The organism is Streptomyces sp. NPDC048566, from assembly GCF_043199735.1.
Lineage (GTDB): Bacteria > Actinomycetota > Actinomycetes > Streptomycetales > Streptomycetaceae > Streptomyces.
Genome location: NZ_JBICWL010000016.1, coordinates 31359 through 52201, shown reverse-complemented (window position 1 = coordinate 52201; position 20843 = coordinate 31359). Strand labels below are relative to the sequence as shown.

General features: G+C 69.1%; 19 protein-coding genes. 13 read left to right on the top strand and 6 right to left on the bottom strand.

Features of this window, described 5'->3' with window-relative positions; all coding sequences use genetic code 11:
- Nucleotides 1–61: 61 nt before the first annotated feature.
- Both ACGFS9_RS22820 and ACGFS9_RS22815 read left to right on the top strand, forming a co-directional pair.
- Nucleotides 62–2149: a permease gene (locus tag ACGFS9_RS22820; protein ID WP_393255644.1), complete on the top strand. Its 2088-nt coding sequence runs from the start codon at nt 62–64 to the stop codon at nt 2147–2149.
- A gap of 692 nt (nt 2150–2841) precedes the next feature.
- Entirely contained in the window at nt 2842–3180 is a 339-nt protein-coding gene (locus ACGFS9_RS22815) for an STAS domain-containing protein (RefSeq protein ID WP_393255643.1), read from the top strand.
- Nucleotides 3181–3699: 519 nt separating this feature from the next.
- Here ACGFS9_RS22815 and ACGFS9_RS22810 read toward each other — a convergent pair.
- From ACGFS9_RS22810 to ACGFS9_RS22800, 3 genes are all read right to left on the bottom strand, one after another.
- Nucleotides 3700–4191 carry a GNAT family N-acetyltransferase gene (locus tag ACGFS9_RS22810; RefSeq protein ID WP_393255642.1) on the bottom strand — a complete coding sequence of 164 codons (492 nt, stop codon included), beginning with the start codon at nt 4189–4191 and terminating at the stop codon, nt 3700–3702.
- A 269-nt stretch (nt 4192–4460) separates the two neighbouring features.
- Complete coding sequence (locus ACGFS9_RS22805; protein ID WP_393255641.1) at nt 4461–5471, bottom strand: AraC family transcriptional regulator ligand-binding domain-containing protein; 1011 nt, start codon at nt 5469–5471, stop codon at nt 4461–4463.
- Nucleotides 5472–5475: 4 nt separating this feature from the next.
- Nucleotides 5476–6558, bottom strand: a complete 1083-nt coding sequence (locus tag ACGFS9_RS22800; RefSeq protein ID WP_393255639.1) for an NAD-dependent epimerase/dehydratase family protein — start codon at nt 6556–6558, stop codon at nt 5476–5478.
- 757 nt (nt 6559–7315) lie between these two features.
- Here ACGFS9_RS22800 and ACGFS9_RS22795 point away from each other — a divergent pair.
- The 5 genes from ACGFS9_RS22795 to ACGFS9_RS22775 all read left to right on the top strand — a co-directional run bounded on the left by ACGFS9_RS22795 (nt 7316) and on the right by ACGFS9_RS22775 (nt 13291).
- Complete coding sequence (locus tag ACGFS9_RS22795; RefSeq protein WP_393255637.1) at nt 7316–7975, top strand: formylglycine-generating enzyme family protein; 660 nt, start codon at nt 7316–7318, stop codon at nt 7973–7975.
- Between the two features lie 221 nt (nt 7976–8196).
- Nucleotides 8197–9408, top strand: a complete 1212-nt coding sequence (locus ACGFS9_RS22790; protein WP_393255635.1) for an SMI1/KNR4 family protein — start codon at nt 8197–8199, stop codon at nt 9406–9408.
- Nucleotides 9409–9579: 171 nt separating this feature from the next.
- Nucleotides 9580–9969, top strand: a complete 390-nt coding sequence (locus tag ACGFS9_RS22785) for a hypothetical protein (protein WP_393255634.1) — start codon at nt 9580–9582, stop codon at nt 9967–9969.
- Between the two features lie 203 nt (nt 9970–10172).
- The gene (locus ACGFS9_RS22780) at nt 10173–12719 is read left to right on the top strand and encodes a DnaB-like helicase C-terminal domain-containing protein (protein WP_393255632.1); all 2547 of its coding nucleotides are present in this window, start codon (nt 10173–10175) and stop codon (nt 12717–12719) included.
- A complete protein-coding gene (locus tag ACGFS9_RS22775) occupies nt 12719–13291 on the top strand; it encodes a hypothetical protein (RefSeq protein ID WP_393255631.1) in 573 nt (190 codons plus the stop codon). The genes ACGFS9_RS22780 and ACGFS9_RS22775 overlap by 1 nt, the downstream gene beginning before the upstream one ends.
- Before the next feature lie 266 nt (nt 13292–13557).
- Here ACGFS9_RS22775 and ACGFS9_RS22770 read toward each other — a convergent pair whose 3' ends face one another.
- The gene (locus tag ACGFS9_RS22770) at nt 13558–14097 is read right to left on the bottom strand and encodes a hypothetical protein (protein WP_393255629.1); all 540 of its coding nucleotides are present in this window, start codon (nt 14095–14097) and stop codon (nt 13558–13560) included.
- A gap of 224 nt (nt 14098–14321) precedes the next feature.
- Here ACGFS9_RS22770 and ACGFS9_RS22765 point away from each other — a divergent pair, with 224 nt between their 5' ends.
- From ACGFS9_RS22765 to ACGFS9_RS22750, 4 genes are all read left to right on the top strand, one after another.
- A complete protein-coding gene (locus ACGFS9_RS22765) occupies nt 14322–14933 on the top strand; it encodes a DUF6431 domain-containing protein (protein WP_393255627.1) in 612 nt (203 codons plus the stop codon).
- A 175-nt stretch (nt 14934–15108) separates the two neighbouring features.
- Entirely contained in the window at nt 15109–15900 is a 792-nt protein-coding gene (locus ACGFS9_RS22760) for a DDE-type integrase/transposase/recombinase (protein ID WP_393255626.1), read from the top strand.
- A gap of 169 nt (nt 15901–16069) precedes the next feature.
- Nucleotides 16070–16393 (top strand): Mu transposase C-terminal domain-containing protein, encoded by a 324-nt coding sequence (locus tag ACGFS9_RS22755; RefSeq protein WP_393255624.1) that lies wholly within the window; start codon nt 16070–16072, stop codon nt 16391–16393.
- Complete coding sequence (locus tag ACGFS9_RS22750) at nt 16390–17205, top strand: ExeA family protein (RefSeq protein WP_393255622.1); 816 nt, start codon at nt 16390–16392, stop codon at nt 17203–17205. Before ACGFS9_RS22755 ends, ACGFS9_RS22750 begins: the two co-directional genes overlap by 4 nt.
- A gap of 130 nt (nt 17206–17335) precedes the next feature.
- On the opposite strand, the gene ACGFS9_RS22745 is transcribed toward ACGFS9_RS22750, so the two are convergent.
- Entirely contained in the window at nt 17336–17947 is a 612-nt protein-coding gene (locus ACGFS9_RS22745; RefSeq protein ID WP_393255620.1) for a TetR/AcrR family transcriptional regulator, read from the bottom strand.
- Nucleotides 17948–18041: 94 nt separating this feature from the next.
- Between ACGFS9_RS22745 and ACGFS9_RS22740 the strand changes: the two genes are divergently transcribed.
- Both ACGFS9_RS22740 and ACGFS9_RS22735 read left to right on the top strand, forming a co-directional pair.
- A complete protein-coding gene (locus ACGFS9_RS22740) occupies nt 18042–19607 on the top strand; it encodes an MFS transporter (protein WP_393255619.1) in 1566 nt (521 codons plus the stop codon).
- Between the two features lie 188 nt (nt 19608–19795).
- Nucleotides 19796–20029, top strand: coding sequence for a hypothetical protein (locus ACGFS9_RS22735; RefSeq protein ID WP_393255618.1), 234 nt, complete (start codon nt 19796–19798; stop codon nt 20027–20029).
- Between the two features lie 374 nt (nt 20030–20403).
- On the opposite strand, the gene ACGFS9_RS22730 is transcribed toward ACGFS9_RS22735, so the two are convergent.
- Nucleotides 20404–20610 carry a hypothetical protein gene (locus ACGFS9_RS22730; RefSeq protein ID WP_393255616.1) on the bottom strand — a complete coding sequence of 69 codons (207 nt, stop codon included), beginning with the start codon at nt 20608–20610 and terminating at the stop codon, nt 20404–20406.
- Nucleotides 20611–20843 lie beyond the last annotated feature (233 nt).

The window sequence follows — 20843 nt, the reverse complement described above, 5'->3', positions numbered from 1 at the left end:
CAGCATCGGGAGGACCGCAGGCAGGAGAACAGAGGCAGGGGGATTCCGGTGGTGGGCCCTGTTGGCCGCAGCCTCCGTACTGGCCGCCGCCTTCCTCGGTCTGGCAGCCATTCATGCCGCCTACGACGGCAGAACGGAACGCGCACAGGCCCGCTCCCCGGTGTTCACGCAGGACAGGTCGAAGGCGGTCGCCATGTGGGCCGAGGACATCGACTCCACCGGCACGGTGCCGCACAACGTGTATCTCGTACGCCCGCTCCGCCCTGACGCTCCGCCGCCGCCGGGACTGTCGCGGTGGCCGAAGCCGGGCGAGGTGATGATGTCACCGGAGCTCGCCCACGCCGGCGGCACGGTGACCGCACGGTACGGGCGCCTGGCAGGGGGCATCAGCCCGCAGGGCCTGGCCTCACCTTCCGAGCGTCTGGCCTACGCACAACCGAAATCGGTGCCCGACAAGGCCGAGTACCCCTGGTTCTACATTTCCTCTTTCGGTACGGCGGGCACTCCGTTCATCCTCGCCGGCGCCGACGGCTCCGAGACCCAGATGGTCCTGGCGTTCGCCGCCCTCACCCTCGTTCCTGCCCTTGCTCTGGCCGTGATCGCGGTTCGGGTCGGCTCGCACGGCCGGGATCGCCGTTCTCACCTCATCCACGCCTTGGGCGGCACCTGGCGGCACCGAGCTGTGCTCAACATGGCGGAGGCCGTGGTGCCGACAGCATCCGGGACCCTGCTCGCCGGCCTGATCTGGGCCGTGGGCATGACGCACGACGTCCGTCTGCCGTTCACTCGGTACGTTGTCGCCGCCCACGACCTGCGCACGCACCTTCCGACCGCCGCCGGGGCGTTGGCGGCATCACTGGCGTCACTTCTTCTTCTGGCTGTCCTCCTGCACCGGGTGGCGCGCAAGCAGAGCAAGTCGAAAACGGGGACCCGGCCAGTGGTCTTCGACACGAGGATCCCGGTCTGGCGGCAGGCCGGATTCGTGGGCGGCGTCCTGATCATCGCCTTCGCCCAGTATCTCACCGGAATCGTCGCCGTGGCCGCGTTCGTGACCGGCACCATCTGTCTGTGGGTGTTCCTGCCGTCCGTGGCCGCGCAGGCGGCCGCCGCACTGGGGCGGCGATTCGCCCGCCGTGGGCGTACTTCGGGGAACGCCGGTCAGTTGATCGGGGGCAGATGGACCCAGACCCGGCCCGGCGTCATCGTCCGTCTCACCACCGCCATGATCATCGCGTTGGGGTTGATGGCGCAGATGCAGGTGTGGAACTCCCGCCACGGTGAATCAGTGCGCAGGGCGGAGGCGACGCAGGGCCGCATCGGCGACACCGTCATCGCCGTCAACGGCTCCCATCTCACCACCGGGCTTCTCGGCCGCCTGGATGCCGCCTTCCCCCCAGGCACCCACGTGATCCTGGCGACGGACCAGCCGGAAGACCACACGATGCTGCTGCAAGGCTCGTGCCCGGCGCTGACCGCGCTCAACCTGCGCTGCACCAGTACCCCCACCCCCGTTCGGCAGGCGGTCACGAGCGCAGGGGATCTCCGGATGGTGGACGAGATCGCTGCGTGGTACAGCCCGAACGTGACGGCACAGGAGGCCGACCTTTCTCATCTGCACGCGGGACTGGACCGCAGTTCGCTCCTCGCCGTCACCCGTGAGCTAGGCCACCTCACACAGGTGAAACAAGCCGTTTTCCGGGTAGTCCCGACCGCCACGGTGGAGGAGCTCGGCGGAAGCCTGCTGATCGGTGCTTACAACCGTGAACGCAACAACGACTGGATCAACCTGTTCGGCTTGGCCGGACTCCTCTTTCTGCTGACCGCCGGGGCGGTCAGCGCGGGCGGCGAGTTCGCCCGTACACGTACCAGCCTGGCACCGCTCGCGGTGATCACCGGCAACCGAGAAGTGTTCGGGAAGGTCACCTTCTGGCACCTGACGGTCCCCCTGCTGGTGTGCACCGCGATCGCCGGACTGGTCACGTCGGTACATTCGGTGTTCTTCGTCGCCACTGTGAAAGAAGGAACCGTCACCTGGGCGAGCATCGGCGCAGGCGTCACGGTGTGCGCCGCGGTCAGCCTCATCATCGGCGCGATCGCCGGACGATCCTCGGTCAAGGCCGCCGCACTGTGGCGGCCCACGGGAGACTGAGCCCTTTCGGCATGGCCACCGACCGGGTGATGGCCCCGGTGCCGGCAGCAGGCATGAATACGACCCGGATCACAGCTGGACGGCATCCTCAACGAGTACGACCGTTGGGGAGACGGACGCGTCGAGGGTGCCGTCCAGGTCCGCTAACGCCTGGGTCCGTGCCAGGCGCATCGCCTCGGCCCGGGTGGGCGCGGGGACGGCCACGTGCGTCCGCGGCGTGACGTACGTGGCGGTCTGCGGTCACTACTCCTCTACCCGACCCGGCGGCGAGTCGGGTGCAGGTGTCGCCACAGCGGAGATGGGCTGGCGCGCGTAAAGGCCCGGCGCAGTCACCACCCCCGCACACCGGCGACCTCCGCCGCTCCGTTGCGGTCCCTCGGGTGTGATCATGCCCACGATTCGTTCCCGGCGGCATCGTGCCTGCTCACAGAGGCTATTCCCGTCACAGTGCACCGTTCGCGCGCTGTATGTCGGGGAAGTCGTCGGGCTGGACTGGACGCGGGGTGGTGGTCGTATGCCACGGTGAACGGACACGAGACCGATCGGCACTACGGACAGGCTGGCGCCGGTCTTTGATTTTCTGGACGTTACCCCCTTCACGGGTTTCCAGATTCTCGCCATCGACGGTCCGCTCCCATCGCGGGAAAGGTCCGCCGTTGGGCTCACTACCCCCGGAAGGGGGCCCGTCCGTCATGCGCATCACCACGATGACCGAAGGTCACCGCGCCCGGATCACTCCCCACGCAGCCATCGACCTTGACGTCCTCCCGGACCTGCGTGCCGCTCTCCATGCCCTGCCCGAACAGGTGACCACCGTGGTGTGGGATCTGCGGGACACCCCGTTCATGGACTCCGCCGGCTTGCACCTGCTCTTCGACCCGCCCACCACCGGCGAGTCCCAGCCCCGGACACGGTGTGTCACCGGGTTGACGCCCCAGCCCCTGCGCCTGCTGCTCACCGCCGAGCAGATCTTCCCCACCCTGAACATCCGGGACGTGGTCTGCGACGACTCCCTGGAACCGACGGCCTAGAACAGGGGTGCCGGTCACCGACCGGCACGCTTCCGTGAGACACCGGCACGCGCCGCCCGCACGGCGCCAGGTGGGCGGCACCGGAGGGTGCTGCGCATCCCTCACCCTCGTCCCTGCTGCGGTGTGCACTCACGGGACAGAAGAACCGCTGCCGGTCCCGACCCGTCACGAAGGCTGGACCACGCCGGCCTTCCGATCACCCCGTGCGGTCGGCGGGGTCTTGGATCGAGGTCGTCTCTCCGGCGGACGGCGGGGCGGTTCGCCGCGGACCGCCAGGGTTGCCGGCCCCGTTGCGACCGCGATCGCACCCTTCGCAACGGGCATCGACCGTCGCCGCGACGCTGTAATCGCCGGTCTGACGCTGCCCTGGAACTCAGGTGTGGTCGAGGGGCACGTCAGCCGGATCAAGATGCGCAAGCGCCACACGTTCGGCCGGGGCCGGCGCGTAACTCCTCGGAAACGAGGAAACGAGTCCTGCTGTCGCAGTCGGCAGTGACGGTCGGCCATGATGCACCAGGGTCAGCCCTGGCGGCCCTCGGAAAGGCTGAACTCCATGAGGAGGCTCTCAGCTTCGCTCGACACCTGCCGGAAGCCGGCCTTCTCCCAGGCGTGCACTGCCCGCACGTTCCCTCTCAGGGGATCGACGGTCACGCGCCGCCATCCAAGAGTCCCGCCCAAGTGCGCAAGAAGCGCGCGAGCGGCATCCGGCCCCAAGCCCCGGCCCCGCGCCTGGGGTGCCAACACCATGTCGATACCACCTTCAGCCACGCCGGCCTGCCAGTACTGGGCGTAGCCCACCGGTGTGCCGTGTGCCAGGACAAGGAAAGACCCCACACGCGGCCGGCGCCGCCCAAGATACTTCTCGGCCACCTCGTCACGCGATATCGGTACGCCACCCCAGTGCTCGACGAAGTCCGGGGAAGCGAACCATCGGCCCAGCAGGTCCACATCATCCTCGGTGGTCGGGATGAGACGGGTCAGCACTCCGTCGAGAACTGCGCCATCGGCCATGAGTCACTCTCCCATGCGACGTGAAAGCGCACGCATGACGGAAAGTTACGGCATCACGAAAGCTGAGCCAGAAGCATTTCTCATGAACGTCTGCGAACGCGTCAATCGCCAACTGCTGCTGAAATCCATCGAGGTCGGGCATCGGGAGAAGTGGCGCCTGGCCCTGGACATCCTCGATGAAACGGCCGGATGGGGCATGGTGCCGCGGTCTCTGTCATGTCGGTACAGCGCACGACCGCCCCGACTGACCGGGTCGACTCCCTCGCAGATCAGCGCCCGCCACCGAGTGCCGGAACGCTCACCCTTGAGCGCAGTCCACGAGGCGTCTCACCCGTCCACTGGCGCAGGGCGCGGTGGAACGAGGTCAGCTCCTCGTACCCGAGGAGGAACGCGATCTCGGTGTAGGACAAGCTGGAGCGGTGCAGATAGGCGCGTGCCAGCCGTTCCCGGGTCTGTGCCAGCACCGTCTGGAACGACGTGCCCTCGGCACCGAGGCGGCGCTGCAGCGTGCGCGGGCTTGTCGCCAGCCCGGCCGCCACGTCGGCCAGCGTCCCCCGCCCCGCCGGCAGGCAGGTCAGCAGCGCGCCGTGCGTGCGGTCGGCCCAGGACGCGGACTCCTCCTGATCGTGCAGGCGGCGGCGCAGGTCCGGCTCCATCTGGTCCCACATGCCGGCGTGTACATCGGCCACGAACGGCCGGTGCATGTCGTAGGGCGAGAAGACCACCTCGGCGCGGCGGCCCGTGGCGAAGTGGACACCGTCGAGGAACTCCCCAACGGCGGACTGGTGTGACGGTGGGGAGGGCACCGTGATCCGCACCGGCCGCACCCGGGCCCCGGTGGCGAGTCGCGCGAAGGCGACCCAAAACAGCAGCTCGAACCGCTCCAGCACGGCGGGCGGCGTGAAGGGGTCGCGGGGGCGCAGCGCGATCCTGAGTCCCCCGTCGATGCGCACGTCCAGCGTCACGGGATAGATGAGCCGCTTGTAGACACCGACCCGCTCGGCTGCCTGAACCAGGTCGTGGCTGGCCAACCCGGCGAAGAGCGGGGCGTCGAAGTGGTCGGCCGACACCGCCGAGGCGACCGCGACGGCCAGGTCGGAGCCGGTGTAGAGGGCCTCTGCCGCCTCCCACAGCGCGAAGAACTCCTCGGCTCCGATCCGCGCCTGAGCGCGCTCGGGGAGGTCCGCCGGCAGTTGGGCGCGGCGCAGCACGGCCACCGGGTCCAGTCCGAGGGCGGGCAGGACCCGGTGCCAGCCGGTGGAGAGTGAATAGGTCGCCATGGGGCTACGCGGCGGCGACCGTGCCGTTCTCGACGAGTTGCTCGAACATGTCCTCCATCGAGTCCTGGAGCGGCCGGTAGACCATGCCGAGTTCGCGGCGGCTCTTGCTGTTGTCCGCGTGCCACTCGACGCCGACGTTGCGGCTGACGAACGTACGGGTCAGCTCGGCACTCGGCGCCGCCAGCCAGACCAGCGGCTTGGGCAGCGCGCGCCTGGGGATGGGGAAGCGGCCTCCGAAGCGGGGGAGCAGGACCTGGGCCAGTCCGAGGACGTCGGTGTCGTGGCCTGCGAGGATGTGGCGGCCGTGGGCGTCGGGGAGGTACCCGGCGGCGATGTGTGCCCGGGCCAGGTCGCGGACGTCGACCACGCCGATCCCCGCACGGGGGGCGCCCCGGCGCATGGTGCCGTCGCCGAGCTGCCGGACGATCGAGAAGCTCTCGGACGTGGGTTGCGCGTTCACCGAGGGGCCGATGACCAGGGCCGGGTTGATGACGACCAGACGCCACCGATCCTGCGCGGCGGCGATGTCCCACGCGGCGCGCTCGGCGAGCAGCTTGGAGTAACTGTAGGGCTGGTAGTCCAACGATGCGGTCGTGTTCCAGACCTCCTCGGTCAGGCGGCCGCCGGGGGCCTTCGCGCAGTCGCTGGCGTCGGTGTAGATCGCTGCGCAGGACGACGTGAGCACGACGCGCTGTACGGAAGGGGTCGCGTTGGCGCTCTCCAGCACGGTGCGCGTGCCCAGGGCGGCCGGGTCGACCAATTCGCGCTGGGGGTCTTTCACCTGTGTCGTGAACGGAGACGCCGTGTGGAACACGACACGGCAGCCCGCCATCGCCTCGGCGTAGGAGCCGTCCGCCAGCAGGTCCGTGGCGAAGAAGCGGATGTCTCCGGGAGCCTTCTCGGCGAAGTCGAGGAGGTGCTGGATCTTCGCGGTGTTGCGGGGGTCGCGTACGGCGGCGTGCACCGTGACACCTGCGTCGAGGAGCCCCTTCACGAGCCACCCGGCGACGTATCCCGTCGCGCCGGTGACCAGGACGGGGGCGGACGTGTCCAGGGGGATGCCGGTCAGGTCTGGTTCTTCTTGCATGCTTCGACCGTACGGCGTCGTACCGTGCACTTCTTGTCGGATCACGCCAGGTCCGTGCCCCGGCATTCACGGGTGGGTTCGGTCCCCTGGGGCGGGGCGGGGCGGGGCGGGGCGGGGCGGGGCGGAGGGGACGTGGCGTGCCCGGGTACCTGCCGCGCGGTTCCACGGTCACGTCCGCCGGCGTGTGGTTCGACCTGAACACACATCGGGCGAGGTGACCGATCCGGTGCATTGCGACCCAGCCGGCTCGTGGGGCCGGTCGAGGGCGGGCCGGAGGTCGACCGCCGTCGGGCGGCCGGCGTCGTCGGTGAGGGTCCCGAGACAGCTTCGGACCTAGGGTCCGAAGCGGGCTTGCTCCTCGCTATGCGGTGGGAGCCTCGGATGCCGGAATGTGCACCTGTGCGGCAAGGGGCCTTCAGGGCGGGGTTCCTGCGTCTGCTGTCGACCCAGGGTCGTAAAGCGTCGTCCAGGGGTGGTGCCGGCTTCGGGACCTGTCGCCTGCGCGGTGCCTGCGTGGGCGTCGCGACTGCTCCAGTCGGCGGTCTGCCGCGGTCCAGATCGACCTTCGTGCAGGCGCCGATACGTCGTCGTGGCACGCCAGGCTGTCTGTAGGGTCTCCTTCGGGCACCACCACACGGAGCGAACCAGGGCCACAGCAGGCGAAGTTGATAGGGCTCCACATGCGATCAAGGATTGGTGGAGCCGTAGGTGTACGCCGAGAGGACGGCCTGATGTGAACACGGGAACAGCAATCGAGATGGTTGCGATTCCTTCGGGCCGGGTGACGCTGTCGGACCGACGGACGCGCAGCAGTTGGCTGGTCGACATCGCGCCGTTCCGGATGTCGGCGTTCCCGGTCACGCAGGCCGGGTACGCACGTGTCACGGGCCGGCGGCCCAGCAGCGTCCAGGGGGACCGGCTGCCGGTGGAAGGTGTGTCGTGGTGGGACGCGGTCCGGTTCTGCAACGCCTTGTCCCGGCAGGAGGGGCGTACACCCGCGTATCGGCTGTGCGTCGATGCGGAGACGGCCGACTGGGACCCATCCGCAGCCGGGTACCGGCTGCCCACCGAGGCCGAGTGGGAACACGCCTGCCGTGCGGGCACTACAGGACCGCGGTACGGAGAGCTCGACAAGGTCGCCTGGTACCAGGGTAATTCCGCTGGGCGGATCCACTCCGTCGGTGGGAAGCAGCCGAACGCATGGGGCCTGTACGACATGCTGGGCAACGTGTGGGACTGGTGCTGGGACGTCTACGACGCTGAGGTGTACGGGACCTACCGGGTTCTCCGTGGCGGTGGTTGGGCGGACGAGCACTGGAGCTGCCGGGCGTCGGTACGCCGTCGCAGTCACCCGACTTTCCGGATCGACGACGTGGGATTTCGCGTCGTGCGCGGAACGTCGCTGTCGCAGGCGTAGAGCTCAACGCCGTTGCGCGAACAGCGTGATGTGCGGGGCGAAGACGTTGCGCGAGGGACGAGATCGCGGTGGTCCGGCCGGCCACGCGCGCAATGGCACCGCTCGGGACGGAGGGATTCGACCCGAGGACAGCCGAAGCGTCCGTCACACAGCGCCTCGGGCACCCGATCGGTGCCGGCTCCCGACCTCCGTGTCAGTGGGGGATGGCATTCTCGGGTCCCATGGATCACTCCGCGCGGATCACCGCATTCGCAGACCTCGTCGGACCGCCGCCCGGCCCGGTGCCCACCGTCGACTGGGCGGCGGTCGAGGGCTGGCTCGGCACCTCGCTGCCAGGTGACTACAAGGTGCTCGTTTCGGCGTACGGTGCGGCCGAGATAGGCGCCTCCGGTGCCGCGATCCGGCTGCACCCTCCGTGCGTCGCTGTCGACGGCCGTTTCGAGTACGCGGCGTGGATCGTCGAGACCCACCGGCACTCGGCGATCCGACCCGGCATGTTCACCGCGCGTCGGCGACGCTTCCTGCCCGAGGAGGGTGGCCTGCTCGCGTTCGCCACGACGAGGAGCGGCGATCACCTCTTCTGGGACACGGGTGCGTCGGACGACCCCGACGAATGGCCGGTCACGCTGATGACCACGAATGTGGCAGTCGGCGTGAACGAGCCGTGGGTGGACTTCGAAGTCCCGCTCTTGGAGCTGCTGTTGACGTTGCTGAGCACCGGCGTGCCGCATCCGGGCGAGCCCGGCGGGCTGCTGGGCCCCCTGCCCCCGCAGATACGCGTCTGGCCGCCGCTGGCCGGCGCCCTGGCATGGACGTCACCGCCTGCGGGCACCGCTGTGGACGCGCGGCAGCACGCGGCGCTCACCGAGGGTTCGGGCCTCGATGCCGTCACGGCACTGGTTCCACCGCCCCTGGAACCGTATCTGGGCGAGGGCACATGGGAGCAGGTTTTCGAGCGGCTCGGCACCCGGCTGCCGCCGGACTTCGTGGCGCTCGCGGAGCGGTACGGAGCCGGCAACTGGAGTTGGTGGCTGGACATGAGTGCGCCACTGTCCCTGGACCGGCCACGGGAGCAGGGGCTCACGGCCACCGTCGAGAGCATGCTCGACGGATACCGCCAGCTGCGTGCCGCCCATCCCCAGTACTATCCGCTGCCCGCGTGGCCCGAGCCCGGCGGCTTCCTGCCGTTCGCGTCGACGATCGACGGGGACCAGATCGGCTGGTGCGCGGACGGCCCGCCCGAGACGTGGCGGGTGGCCGTCAACCCACGCCACTCCGACCAGGAACCGCCCCTGCCCGGCGACTTCACGACGACCCTGCTCACATGGTTGCGTGGCGGCCCCGCCGAATCCGGCTTCCCCGGTCTGACCGGCCGGGACCTGCATCCGCTCGACGTCATGTTCTTCGAACCGTTCAGGCCACCGCCGATGTGACGGCCCCAAGACGTCGGGCCGCGATGCTCAGCACCCCTGCTGGGACGGTGTGGGCGCCTCGAATGAGTGCGGGCGCATCATGGGGCCACCTCGCGCACCAAGAGATGATCTTGGATGCCTTCGTGTTCGCTCTCGCGGACGCTTCTCGCACGGCACCTCCAGGAGGAAGCAATGTCATCGTCGCAAGTGGTCACCCCGGCAGAGAAGCTGGCCGAGGTCAAGAAGCAGGTGGGTCTTCCGCCAATCGTTGCGATCTGCGGCTCCACTCGCTTCATGGCCGAGATGGCCGAGGCTGATGCGCGGGAGACCAAAGCCGGAAGAATCGTCGTCAAGCCGGGTTGCGACCTGAAGGCGCCGCACGCGCTTCCGTCCGATCCTGCCGAGGCTCATGCCCTGAAGGCTCGGCTCGACGAACTGCATCGGTCGAAGATCGTGCTCGCTGATGAGGTGCTCGTCGTCGGCGACTACATCGGCGACAGCACGCGAGCCGAAATCGCCTACGCCCGCTCGCTGGGCAGGCCGGTGCGGTTCACGGACCCCGAAGTCGATCCCGACGCATGATGGGCGATCTCCCCTCTCTGGGGACGGTGTGAGTGGTGTCGGGTCTCTGACGACAAAGGCTCCGACTGACTGGAGGTCCGGCTCGGCGTTCCACGCACCCCGCACACAGGTTAGTGAGTATGGATTCAGCAGTGTGTGAGGTTGGCCGTTGGGCGGTGTTGGACCTGCTACTTTGTGTGCGAGTTGGGTACCAGGGAGGGTGAGTGAGTCAGCCACCGCAGGCGCAGGAGCCGATATCGGCCAGCGATGCCCGTAGGGACGTGTACGGTCTGGTCAAGAGTGCCGTGGACGACGGGGTCACCACGCTGATCCACAAGTCGCTCAACAGGCGGGTCGAGCGGGTTCTGCTGGCTCCGCTGGACCGGTTCCCGGCAGCTCGGAGGTCTGGCGCCTTCCCCCTGTGGACGCTCAGTGCGGCGCAGAAGGAGTTCGGCACCCTCATCACCCGCGCGGCCGGCGGTGAGCCGCAGGTGTTGCGCCGGAACAGTACGCCGATCGCCGTCCTCCTCCCCGCTGATTCCAACGAGCTTGCCCTTTCGTCCGACACGGCCGCGCCTTCGGGTGCGGCGGCCACTGGAGATGCGGTGCCCCCTCAGCCCACTCCCGCCCGTGAGCGGGGCCGGCGCCTCGCGACGCTCGGCGATGCCATCGGCGCCGTCCTCGCGACCGGTTCCACTCCCGGCCTGTCGTTCGGTCTTGCACGCCTGGACGAGGCGACCGGTGGTCTGCACCCGGGCCGCCTGGTTCTGGTCGCGGCCGAACCACAGGTGGGTGGCAGCCTGATCGGCCTCGCCGCCGCCCGCACCGCTCTCGCGGAGAACCGACGCGTTCTGTACGCGGCGTCGGGCCCGTCCGGCACGGACATCACGCGCCGCATCATCGCCGCGGAGGCCGGCGGCGACTACGCCCGCCTCAAGACCGGCACCCTCACCGAAGACGAGCAGAAGGTCGTCGAGCGGCTGCGTCACGCGCCGCTGCTCATCGACGACGGCAGTGATCTGACGGCCGAGGCGATCGCCGACACCGCACCTCTCGCCGACGACCTGGCGCTCGTGGTCGTCGACCGGCTGCAGCGGGCCCACAACCCGCGCCTCCCGCTCTCCGGCGAGCACCTGCCGGAGGCGAGCCAGCTCCTGCGGGAGCTGGCCCGCTCACAGAACGTTCCGGTGCTCGCGGTCGTGGACACCGACGATCCGGCCATCGTGAACCTGCTGGACGCCGACGTCATCCTCACTCTCACCAACGAGCCGGGCCGGCAGGTGACGACCGTGACCGTCGCCGAACGCGACCTGGGCGTCATCGCCACCACCGGCTTGCGCCCCGACCTCGCCCACGCCCGCTTCCTCGACTCCGCCCCCGCCCCGACAGCGCCCACGAAGCACAGCGGCGCGAGCGCGGCGGCCGAGACGCTTCCGGACGCCGTGGGAAGCGCAGCAGACCGTGAACTCGCCGAGGCCGCACTGCCGTTCACCTCGGGTGCTGTCAAGGGGCTTTCTGCGGAGGCGACCCGGCTTCTCGCCGCGCTGCGCACCGCAGTGGACGGCGCGCACGTGAAGGACCTCGACGACCTCCACGCCCCGCTCGCGGAGCTGGCCGCGGCCGGGCTGCGGATGCCCGACGGTCCCGAAGGCCGCCGTCTCGCCACAGCCCTGCACACCTACAACGTCCCTGCCTCCGAACCGGCTCAGGCTGCTGTTCCCGCTCCGGCCGCAGAGGACGTAGCGGTCGTGGAGGACGACATCGAGGTCCGCCGTGACGACGATGACGGGCTGGTCCCGGGGGATGAGCAGGACGAGCCGGAGGGCGCGATCTTCCCGGCCCTGCGGATCCTCAAGGAGTCGGTGGCGCGGTCGAAGATGCACCCGATCCCGGTCGTCCGCACCGAGGACCGTCAGACCGGGCCGTGGCCGTTGATCAGTGAGGACATGGACGGCGAGCCCGGCTGGGTCCACCCCGAGGTCACCAGCACCCGCGTCGCGCACGAGCGCGACGGCAGGCGGGTCCGGCGCGACCGGCTCGACGTGCCGGCCTCCTTCGGCGACGGCCTGATGTGCCTGATCGACCGCAACGGCTCCTTCCCCTCCGCCTGCTCCGCGGTCCCGCTCGCCCCGAACAAGCTCCTGCACACCGGGCCCCTCGACACCTTCGACCGGAGCCAGGCCGGCATCTACCAGATCAGCGTCCCCGTCTGGAACCACCCGGACATGCCGCATCCGCTCGGACGCCTCGCCGACCGGCCTGACGGGCAGGGGCGGGTCTGGGCGACCACCCCGCACGTCAAGATGCTCGAACGCCTCCACCGCGACGGTCACCTCACCGACCCGGTGACGATCCACGATTCCTGGACGGGCAAGGCCAACGAGTCCCTCTTCAAGCCCTTCTACCAGGCCACCAAGGACGCCCGCGCCGAACTGATCCGGGCCGGAGGCGAGCCGTACAAGAACTACAAAACGCGGCTGTCGATCGCCCTGCGTCTGTTGTGGCCCAAGCGCCCGGAGTCGCGATCGCCCTTCTGGCGGCCGGACTGGCGCATGAGCATGGTCGCCGAAGCCTCCGTCCGCCACTGGACCGTCGCCTTCAAAGCCGTCCAGCAAGGGCACACCCTCATCGCCCTGCGCAACGTCGACGCCGCTCTCTTCTGGGTCCCCGACGAGACCGCACCCGACACCTACCGCGTCGGGACCGGGTTCGGTGAAGTGAAGGCCACGTTCATCCAACCCGGCACGTTCATCCCGGAAGGTGACGACTGATGGCCGGACCCACCGGCCGCGGAGGATCCCTCGGAGCCGCCCTCAACGACCTCCTGCGCACCCAGGTCACCCCACGCCACCGGCTGGCCACCTACAACGCCAAACACTGGCACGCCCAGCTCAGTCAGCTCACCGGCACCCGCCGCGGCTACGAAGCCCTGGAGACCGCCGGCCTCGACGTCCGGCCAGGCACCCTGGTCAAGTGGCTGTCGGACGCCGAATACAACGTCCGCGGCAGTTACCGTGCGCTCATCCACACCGCCTACGAGAATGTTGCGGTCGTCCCTGCCGAGCCCCTCACCGACGCCGTCAAGAACGGCCAGTACGAGATCAGCGGCCTGGTAAGAACCGGCAACGACGAACGCGAACGCGGCAACCGCCGCGCCGCGCCCCTGCGTATCGACGCCAGCCGGGGCGACTGGACGGACATCGAGACCCGCTGGCTCGCCGGCGATCTGCGCGGCGACGACCTGGAGGACCTGTTCGTCGACGAGATCATCGTCTCCGACATCGGGGCCGGCACCGACGGATGGGAGTTCGGCGGGAGCAGTTACAGCGTCGAACTCCGTTGACGTCGGCGGCCGTTGTCGCACACGCGGGACCCGCCCGCGACATCCGTGTTAGGCGACGCTCTGGGTGGTGATGAAGAGGCGTGTCAGCGACACTCCCGTTGCACACCGGCTGGGTTCGTGTCTGGGGCTTGGGTGTCTCTTCGTGTGCGACGACACTGTGAACACGAACGCGTTGTCGCCAGGTCATCTACAAAGCGGCGTACGGGCTCGAGTCGGAGCCCGTACGCCGACGCATGCCTCGTCAACCGCTGCGGATCATGGCCTCTTCACGGCCGCGACGGCACAAAGCCACGATCTGCTCGCCGGATTTCTCCGGATGCCAGGACGAAAGTTCCGGCGCCGACGAGGAGCAAGCCTGGGATCGCGAACATGGCGCGCTGGTCACTCTCCAGGACTGCCTCGTACTGGCTCTGGGTGATCTCTACCGTGCCGCGCGCATACGGCGTTGTGTCGAGGGCGAAATAGCGGCCGTCCTTCACCTCGGCCGACTGCAAGTGCCTCTCCGCGGCCAAACTGACGATGATCATCGCGACGCCCGCCATGGTCAATGCCGCAAGCCCCAGCTGAACCCTGCCGGAGAGGCACCGGACTGCCAGCCACATCGAGTGCCGGTCCGCGCCAGTCAAGAACATACGCACCAAAGCAGACATGAAGATCGGGAAGAGCAGCAGGAAAATCACTGGCACCAGCCACCTCGACCCGCTCAGCGGCAAGGATCCAGGAAGCCAGGTGAGCGCGGTCAGCACCAACAGCGCGGTCCCCAGCGCGATCGCGATTCCGCCGTGCAATTTGAATGTCCACCCCATAGTCCGCAGCTTGGCACAGGAACAGTTCCAAGTCGTTGCCGGACCCCGGCAACAATGGACGCCCCCTACCGTCGACGGGAGACGATCTGTATCCCTTCGACCAGATACAGGTTGGGTGAAGGCGAGTTCGCCTTGAGTGACATGGTCCTTTGGTGATTGGGCAGGCTCGCGGTACTTCGTCGTGCTCGGAGCGGGAGCACATCGTGCTCTGCGGAGGCTGGCGGGTGCTGATCGTCGACAACGACGTCCTGCTGGTGGAACGGCAGCTGCGACAAGGCCAGCTGATCTGTCCGTCATGCGGGGCGGTTCTGGCGCCGTGGGGTCATGGCCAGCCGCGGTCGATCCGGGGGGATCTTGGCGCCCGGCTGTTTCTGCGGCCACGCCGTACGCGCTGCTCGGGCTGCAAGGTCACGCACGTGCTCCTGGCGGAGGTGTTTTGGCCGCGGCGGGCGGATGCGGCCGTGGTGATCGGTGCCGGGCTGGAGATAGCCGCCCTTGGCATGGGCCACCGCCAGGTCGCCGCCCACTTGGGCTTGGCTGAGGGCACGGTCCGTGGCTGGTTGCGGACGTTCGCCAGACGGGCCGAGGACGTGCGCCGGCACTTCACCGTTGCTCTGGTCGCGCTCGCGGACGACCCGGTGATGCCGGATGCGGCGTCGTCGGCGTTCGCTGATGCCGTCTCGGCGGTCGCGGCCGCCCATCGGGCGGCTGCGATGAATGGCCGCACATCGGGCGGCTGCGATGAATGGCCGCACATGCTCACGGTGTCGCGGTGGGAGTTCGCTGGGAGGGCGATAGGCGGGAGGCTGCTGACCTCGTCTTCTTCTGCTATTTGATCAACACGGGCTGCCCCTGGGCGGGATCGGAGGGTGCCGGAAGTCTTGATCGTGTCCGCCGGCGAAGCGGCGGGCATTGTTCGAGACGCGAGGTGGGTTGCCTATGTCACCGAGTGAGGACGAGGACCGTCGCCGGGCGGAGCGGGCCCGGCAGGTGGGCCTGTTCCGTTACGGCTTGATCCAGGACCTGATCGACACGAAGCTCACGGCACGTCAGCGTGGGCAGCTCGCCGGCGAACTGGCCGCGAAGGAGCACACCGACCCGTTCGGCCGGCAGGTCAAGGTCGCCCGCGGCACCCTCGACCGCTGGGCCCGCCACTACCGCGCGGGCGGGTTTCCCGCGTTGGTGCCGGCCCAGCGGCAGGTCACCCCGCGGACCCCGGTGGAGGTGCTGGACCTGGCGGCCGCGTTGAAGAAGGAGAACCCTGCCCGCACGGCCGCGCAGATCCAGCGGATCCTGCGGACCACGCAGGGCTGGTCGCCGACCGACCGAACGCTGCAGCGGCACTTCGCCGATGCCGGCCTGACCGGCGCCACCGGCAGCGAGAAGAGCGTGTTCGGGCGGTTCGAGGCCACCCGGGGCAACGAGTTGTGGACCGGGGACGCTGTCCACGGGCCGAGGATCGGCGGACGGAAGACGTACTTGTTCGCGTTCATCGACGACCATAGCCGGGCGATCGTGGGACATCGGTTCGGGTTCGCGGAGGACACCGTCCGCCTGGCCGCGGCCCTGCGGCCGGCGCTGTCTGCCCGCGGGGTCCCGGAGTCGATCTACGTCGACAACGGGTCGGCGTTCGTGGACACGTGGCTGTTGCGGGCGTGCGCGTCCTTGGCCGTCCGCCTCACCCATTCCAAGCCGGGACGGCCTCAGGGCAGGGGGAAGATCGAACGGTTCTTCCGCACCGTTCGTGACCAGTTTCTGGTCGAGCTCGATGAGGAACGTGTCGGTCAGATTGAGCCTTGCTGAGCTGAACAGGCTTTTCACCGCGTGGGTGGAGACGGTCTATCACCGCACGGTGCACTCGGAGACGGGGCAGCCTCCGATCGAACGGTGGCTGGGTTCGATTCCCCGGCCGCTGCCGTTGCCCAGCCCCGCTGATCTTCGGGAGGCGTTTCTGTGGTCGGAGTTCCGGACCGTGACGAAGACCGCGACGGTCAGTCTGCACGGCAACAGCTACGAGGTCGACCCGATGCTGGTCGGGATGAAGGTCGAGCTGGTCTTCGACCCGTTCGACCTGACCGAGATCGAGGTGAGGACTTCGGGCAAGAGCGCGGGCACAGCCGTTCCGCATCGGGTGGGGCGTCATACCCATCCGAAGGCGAGGCCGGAGACACCGCCGGAGTCGGTCCCGCCGACTGGAATCGACTACCTGAAGATCCTCGAGGAGACCCACACGGCGAACACCGCGAAGGGCATCAACTACTCGTCCCTGATGGACGACGGGCGGGGACCGCGATGATCGACCGCGTTCAGGGGTACTTCGGGTTCACCCGGGTCCCGTTCGGCCGGAACCTGGCCCCGTCGATGCTGCACCAGCACCACTCCCATCGGGAAGCCGCCGCCCGCATCGCGTGGTGCATCAACAACCGGGCGATCGGCGTGGTCACCGGCGAAGTCGGATCCGGCAAGACGGTCGCGCTCAAGGGTGCCGTCGCCTCGCTCGACCCGGCCCGGTTCACGGTCATCTACCAGCCCAATCCCGAGGTCGGCATGCGCGGCCTCTATGACCGGATTGTCACCAGTCTGGGCGGGACGCCCAAGTTCCACCTGGCCGCTCTCGCCACCCAGGCGTCAGCCGCTCTGGCCGCCGAGGTCGACGAGCGGGGAAGGACGCCGGCCGTGGTGATCGATGAGTCGCACCTGCTCGACCACCAGGAGCTGGACGCGATCCGCATGCTCACCAACTACGACATGGACTCCACGACGCCGTTCGCGGTGTTGCTGATCGGTCAGCCAACCCTCCGCAAGCGGATGAAGCACGGCGTCCTGGCCGCTCTGGACCAGCGGATCTCGATCAGCTACCAGATGCCCACGATGACGAAGGAGGAGACCGCCAGCTACATCAAGCACCACCTCACGATCGCCGGGCGAGAGGACACGCTGTTCTCCGACGACGCCGTCGAGCTCATCCACCTCACCAGCCGCGGCCTGCCCCGATCGGTCAACAACATCGCCTGGCAGTCCCTCATCGCCGCCTTCGCCGAGGAGAAGGGAATCGTCGACGAGTCCTCCACCCGGACCGCCATCACCGAGACCCACGCGACAGAGTGAGCACGAAGCCGACACCGTGTTCACGACGACCCCGGCGGCCTGACGGCCGCCGGGGTCGTTTCATCCCATCCCATCGCCAACCAGCACGTCGCCCTCATGCTCATCTTCAGCGTCGCTCAACAGCCCCGCTTCACAGGCCCCGGCTGACCACGTCCAGTGTGACGTTCAGCGCCAACCGGACGTCCTCCTCGGGCAGGGTGCGCAGGGGGCCCTCGATGAGGAGATGGCTCAGGCCGTGCACGGCCGACCATGCGGCGTACTCGGCGCCCGGGCGGCGTTGCGGGGGAATGGCGCCCGTCTCGGCGAGCTCGTCGAGGCACCCTGTCAGCAACCGGAACGGGTGAGGCCCGCCGTCGTTCAGCTCCGAGGTGGGGACCGGAGCGTCGTGCGTGGCGGTGAACGCGGTCGTGAACCAGCCGGGTTCGGCACGCGCGAACTCCACATAGGCCCGTCCTAGTGCGTCGAGCCGGGCGCGGGCACGCGGCACGGGACGGCTCTCGTCGACGGCCGAAAGCTGGCTGAGCATCAAGGTGCCGAGGTTCTCCATGCAGCGCTCGGCAACCGCGGCGATCAGGGCATCGTGGCTGGAGAAGTGCCGGTAGGCGGCGTTGTGCGAGACGCCGGCCTCGCGGCTGACGGCGCGCAGGACCACGGCCTGCGGTCCTCCGGCTCGTGCGAGTTCCAGGCCGGCCTGTACGAGGGCCTGCCGCAGGTTTCCGTGGTGATAGCGCTGCGCTGGCACGGCGCCGCCCTTCTCATGTTGACAGTGTCACCCGGGTGTGGGAGAGTCTCGGTCACACACATGTTACCAGCGTCAACATTGTGTAGGAGGCACCATGCCCTCTCTCGCACGTACTCACCGACCGTGGCTGGTCCTCGCGACGGTGTGTCTGGCGGCCTTCGCGATCACCCTGGACACCACGATCGTCAACGTGGCGCTCCCGGATCTCAGCCGCCAACTCGACGCCTCCACGCGAGACCTGCAGTGGATCGTCGACGCCTACAATCTTTCCTTCGCCTCCCTCGTCCTGACCGCCGGGTCGCTCGGGGACCGCTTCGGGCGCAGGCCGGCCCTTCTCGTGGGCCTGGCGGGGTTCGCAGTGAGCAGCGCCTGGGGCGCTCTGGTGGACTCCGCCCCGGCTCTGATCGCCATCCGCTTCCTCATGGGCGCCTGCGCCGCCGTCATCTTCCCCACCACCTTGTCGATCATCACCAACACCTTCCCCGACGCCCGCGACAGAGCCAAGGCCGTAGGGCTGTGGGGAGCCGTCACCGGTCTCGGAGTCGCCGTCGGGCCCGTCATCGGCGGTGTCCTCCTGGCCCGATTCACCTGGCCGGCGGTGTTCGTCGGCCTCGTACCCGCCGCCACCGCCGGTCTCATCGCCGCCTGGATCTGGGTGCCCGAATCCCGCGACGCGCGGAGCGCGCGCCTCGACCCGTGGGGACTGCTGCTGTCCTCCGCCGCCGTGGGCACGCTGGTGTACACGATCATCGAGGCGCCCGGTCGCGGTTGGAGCGCCCCCGCCAGCCTCGCCGGGTTCGCCGCCAGCGCGCTTCTCGTCACCCTCTTCATCACGGTGGAACGCGGCCGCCGAACCCCCATGATCGACCTGCAACTCTTCCGCCGGCCCGCCTTCTCCGCGGCCAGCCTCGCCGTGACGCTCGCCTTCTTCTCGCTCTTCGGCTTCATCTTCCTGGTGACGCAGTACTTCCAGTTCATCAGGGGGTACGGCACGCTCTCCACCGGGACACGCATCCTTCCGGTAGCCGTCACCATCGCCATCGGATCGATCGGTGGCGTCCGCCTGGCCGCACACGCCGGCACCCGCGTCACGGTCATGACGGGCCTGGCGTTGCTGGCCACCTCCTTCGGTTGGATCGCGCTCTCGCCCACCTTCATGCCCTATGCCACCGTGGTCGGCCAGATGATCCTCATGGGTCTGGGCCTCGGGCTCACGACGGCTCCCGCCACGGAATCCATCCTCAGTGTTCTGCCCCCGGCGAAAGCGGGCATCGGATCCGCTGTCAACGACGCCACCCGCGAGACCGGCGGAACCCTCGGCGTCGCCGTGCTGGGCAGCATCTTCACCACGCTGTACAGCAGCCACCTGCCCGACACGCCCTTCGGGCGGGTCCCCGCATCGGAACTGGAGGCGGGTCGGCACTCGGTGGGGCACGCTCTGGCGACCGCTGCCTCGGACGGGACGGCGTCCGGCCAACTGCTGGACGCCGTGCAGGAGAGTTTCATGCGGGGCTTCCACGTCGCCTGCCTCGTCGCGGCCTGCATCTGCCTGGCCGGAGTCGCCGGTGCCGGCGCCCTGCCCGGTCGCCGTTCGGCGGAACCTACGGGCCCCGCCACCTCGATCCCCGAGCCGGCCGCCACGAAAGTCGCTCACCCGTAGTGCTGACTGCGGCGCGGAGCCCCGCGAATCTCCCTCGCGGGCGGGACGGCTCTCCGAGCGCCTTCCCGGCTGCTGCGCCCGCTCCCGTGCTGATCGCTGCGACATCCCCTCGATCGAGGTCGAGATGCGGGTCAGGCGTTCCCGGGTCACGGTGTGGGGAAGGTTGTCGTCGAGCTCCCGGGAGAGCCATGATCATCAAGTTCCTGTACGACAAAGGCCTGCGCAGCGAGCACGCCAACTCCATCGCTTGCCTCACGATCGGCCTGTCCGTCGCGTCGTGGGTGACCTCGCTGGAGGTCGAGCCGGCGGGCATCGAGCGGGCTGACCGGTGGGGCATCTTCGTCGCCACATGGCCGGCCACCTGGTTCGGGCTCGGCCAGGCACTCGCCACCTACGAACGCGGCCTGACTACCTCGGCCTGACTGCCTGAGCCGCGCCCGGACAGCGACGGGCGCGCGCCCTGGTGCCGCCCAGCGGTTGGCCCCACCGCTGGGCGGCCGGAGCGGGAAGCCCGTACATTCCGATCCGCCTCGGACCGACGCCCTCGCGTGCTGTCCTGCCGGACGTCCACCGCGCCGGTGTGCGAGAGGCCGGATATCCACGCGGTGCTCGACCTGCCCCTGTCCCTGATACTGGACCGCGAGCGCGGCACGGAGCGCACGAGGGAGCTGCCGGTGCGGATGAGCGTCGCGCGATGGCACGGTGATCCGCTCCTGCGCTGGCGCATCGACGTCGACAACACCGTGCACGACCACCGGCTGCGACTCCAAGCGCCCACGGCGTCGGGGGCGGCAGGTCAAAGAGAGGGAAGGACGTCCCACACGACCTCGACGCCCGCCATGGAACCCCCGGCGTGGCGGTCGCGGGCGTGCTGGCGGGCCTCGTCGAAGACGGCGCCGATGTCCTCGTCGGCGACGATCACCCGGCCCATGTAGCCGCACCGTTCGCACCGGGCGTACACCAGCGCGACGGAGTTTCGCCGAAGGAAGTCGGACTGTTCCATGTGTGCCTCCGCAGCCGTCTTCGGGAGGCGGCAGTGCGATGGATGCGCAAGCACGCGTGCCTAGCCGTCGGCTTTCCGTTCGGATGGCGCTCGGGCACGTCGAACTCGTCCGGCCGCCGTCCGAGGGCTGCGGCCGGACGAGCCCGGCGCGGCGCGCGTTGTGCCGGACGGTGCCCGCATGTTGGGCCCGGTGGCCTGGCCATCCGCACCGAGGCGCCGCGGGGCCAGGCGCA

What these genes read in the sequence shown, in the direction of transcription:
- ACGFS9_RS22785 (WP_393255634.1), top strand. Translation starts at nt 9,580, where the DNA reads ATGTCATCGTCGCAAGTGGTCACCCCGGCAGAGAAGCTGGCCGAGGTC.
- ACGFS9_RS22795 (WP_393255637.1), top strand. Translation starts at nt 7,316, where the DNA reads ATGGTTGCGATTCCTTCGGGCCGGGTGACGCTGTCGGACCGACGGACG.
- ACGFS9_RS22815 (WP_393255643.1), top strand. Translation starts at nt 2,842, where the DNA reads ATGCGCATCACCACGATGACCGAAGGTCACCGCGCCCGGATCACTCCC.
- ACGFS9_RS22775 (WP_393255631.1), top strand. Translation starts at nt 12,719, where the DNA reads ATGGCCGGACCCACCGGCCGCGGAGGATCCCTCGGAGCCGCCCTCAAC.
- ACGFS9_RS22790 (WP_393255635.1), top strand. Translation starts at nt 8,197, where the DNA reads ATGGATCACTCCGCGCGGATCACCGCATTCGCAGACCTCGTCGGACCG.
- ACGFS9_RS22750 (WP_393255622.1), top strand. Translation starts at nt 16,390, where the DNA reads ATGATCGACCGCGTTCAGGGGTACTTCGGGTTCACCCGGGTCCCGTTC.
- ACGFS9_RS22730 (WP_393255616.1), bottom strand. Translation starts at nt 20,610, where the DNA reads ATGGAACAGTCCGACTTCCTTCGGCGAAACTCCGTCGCGCTGGTGTAC.
- ACGFS9_RS22810 (WP_393255642.1), bottom strand. Translation starts at nt 4,191, where the DNA reads ATGGCCGATGGCGCAGTTCTCGACGGAGTGCTGACCCGTCTCATCCCG.
- ACGFS9_RS22805 (WP_393255641.1), bottom strand. Translation starts at nt 5,471, where the DNA reads ATGGCGACCTATTCACTCTCCACCGGCTGGCACCGGGTCCTGCCCGCC.
- ACGFS9_RS22770 (WP_393255629.1), bottom strand. Translation starts at nt 14,097, where the DNA reads ATGGGGTGGACATTCAAATTGCACGGCGGAATCGCGATCGCGCTGGGG.
- ACGFS9_RS22740 (WP_393255619.1), top strand. Translation starts at nt 18,042, where the DNA reads ATGCCCTCTCTCGCACGTACTCACCGACCGTGGCTGGTCCTCGCGACG.
- ACGFS9_RS22800 (WP_393255639.1), bottom strand. Translation starts at nt 6,558, where the DNA reads ATGCAAGAAGAACCAGACCTGACCGGCATCCCCCTGGACACGTCCGCC.
- ACGFS9_RS22735 (WP_393255618.1), top strand. Translation starts at nt 19,796, where the DNA reads ATGATCATCAAGTTCCTGTACGACAAAGGCCTGCGCAGCGAGCACGCC.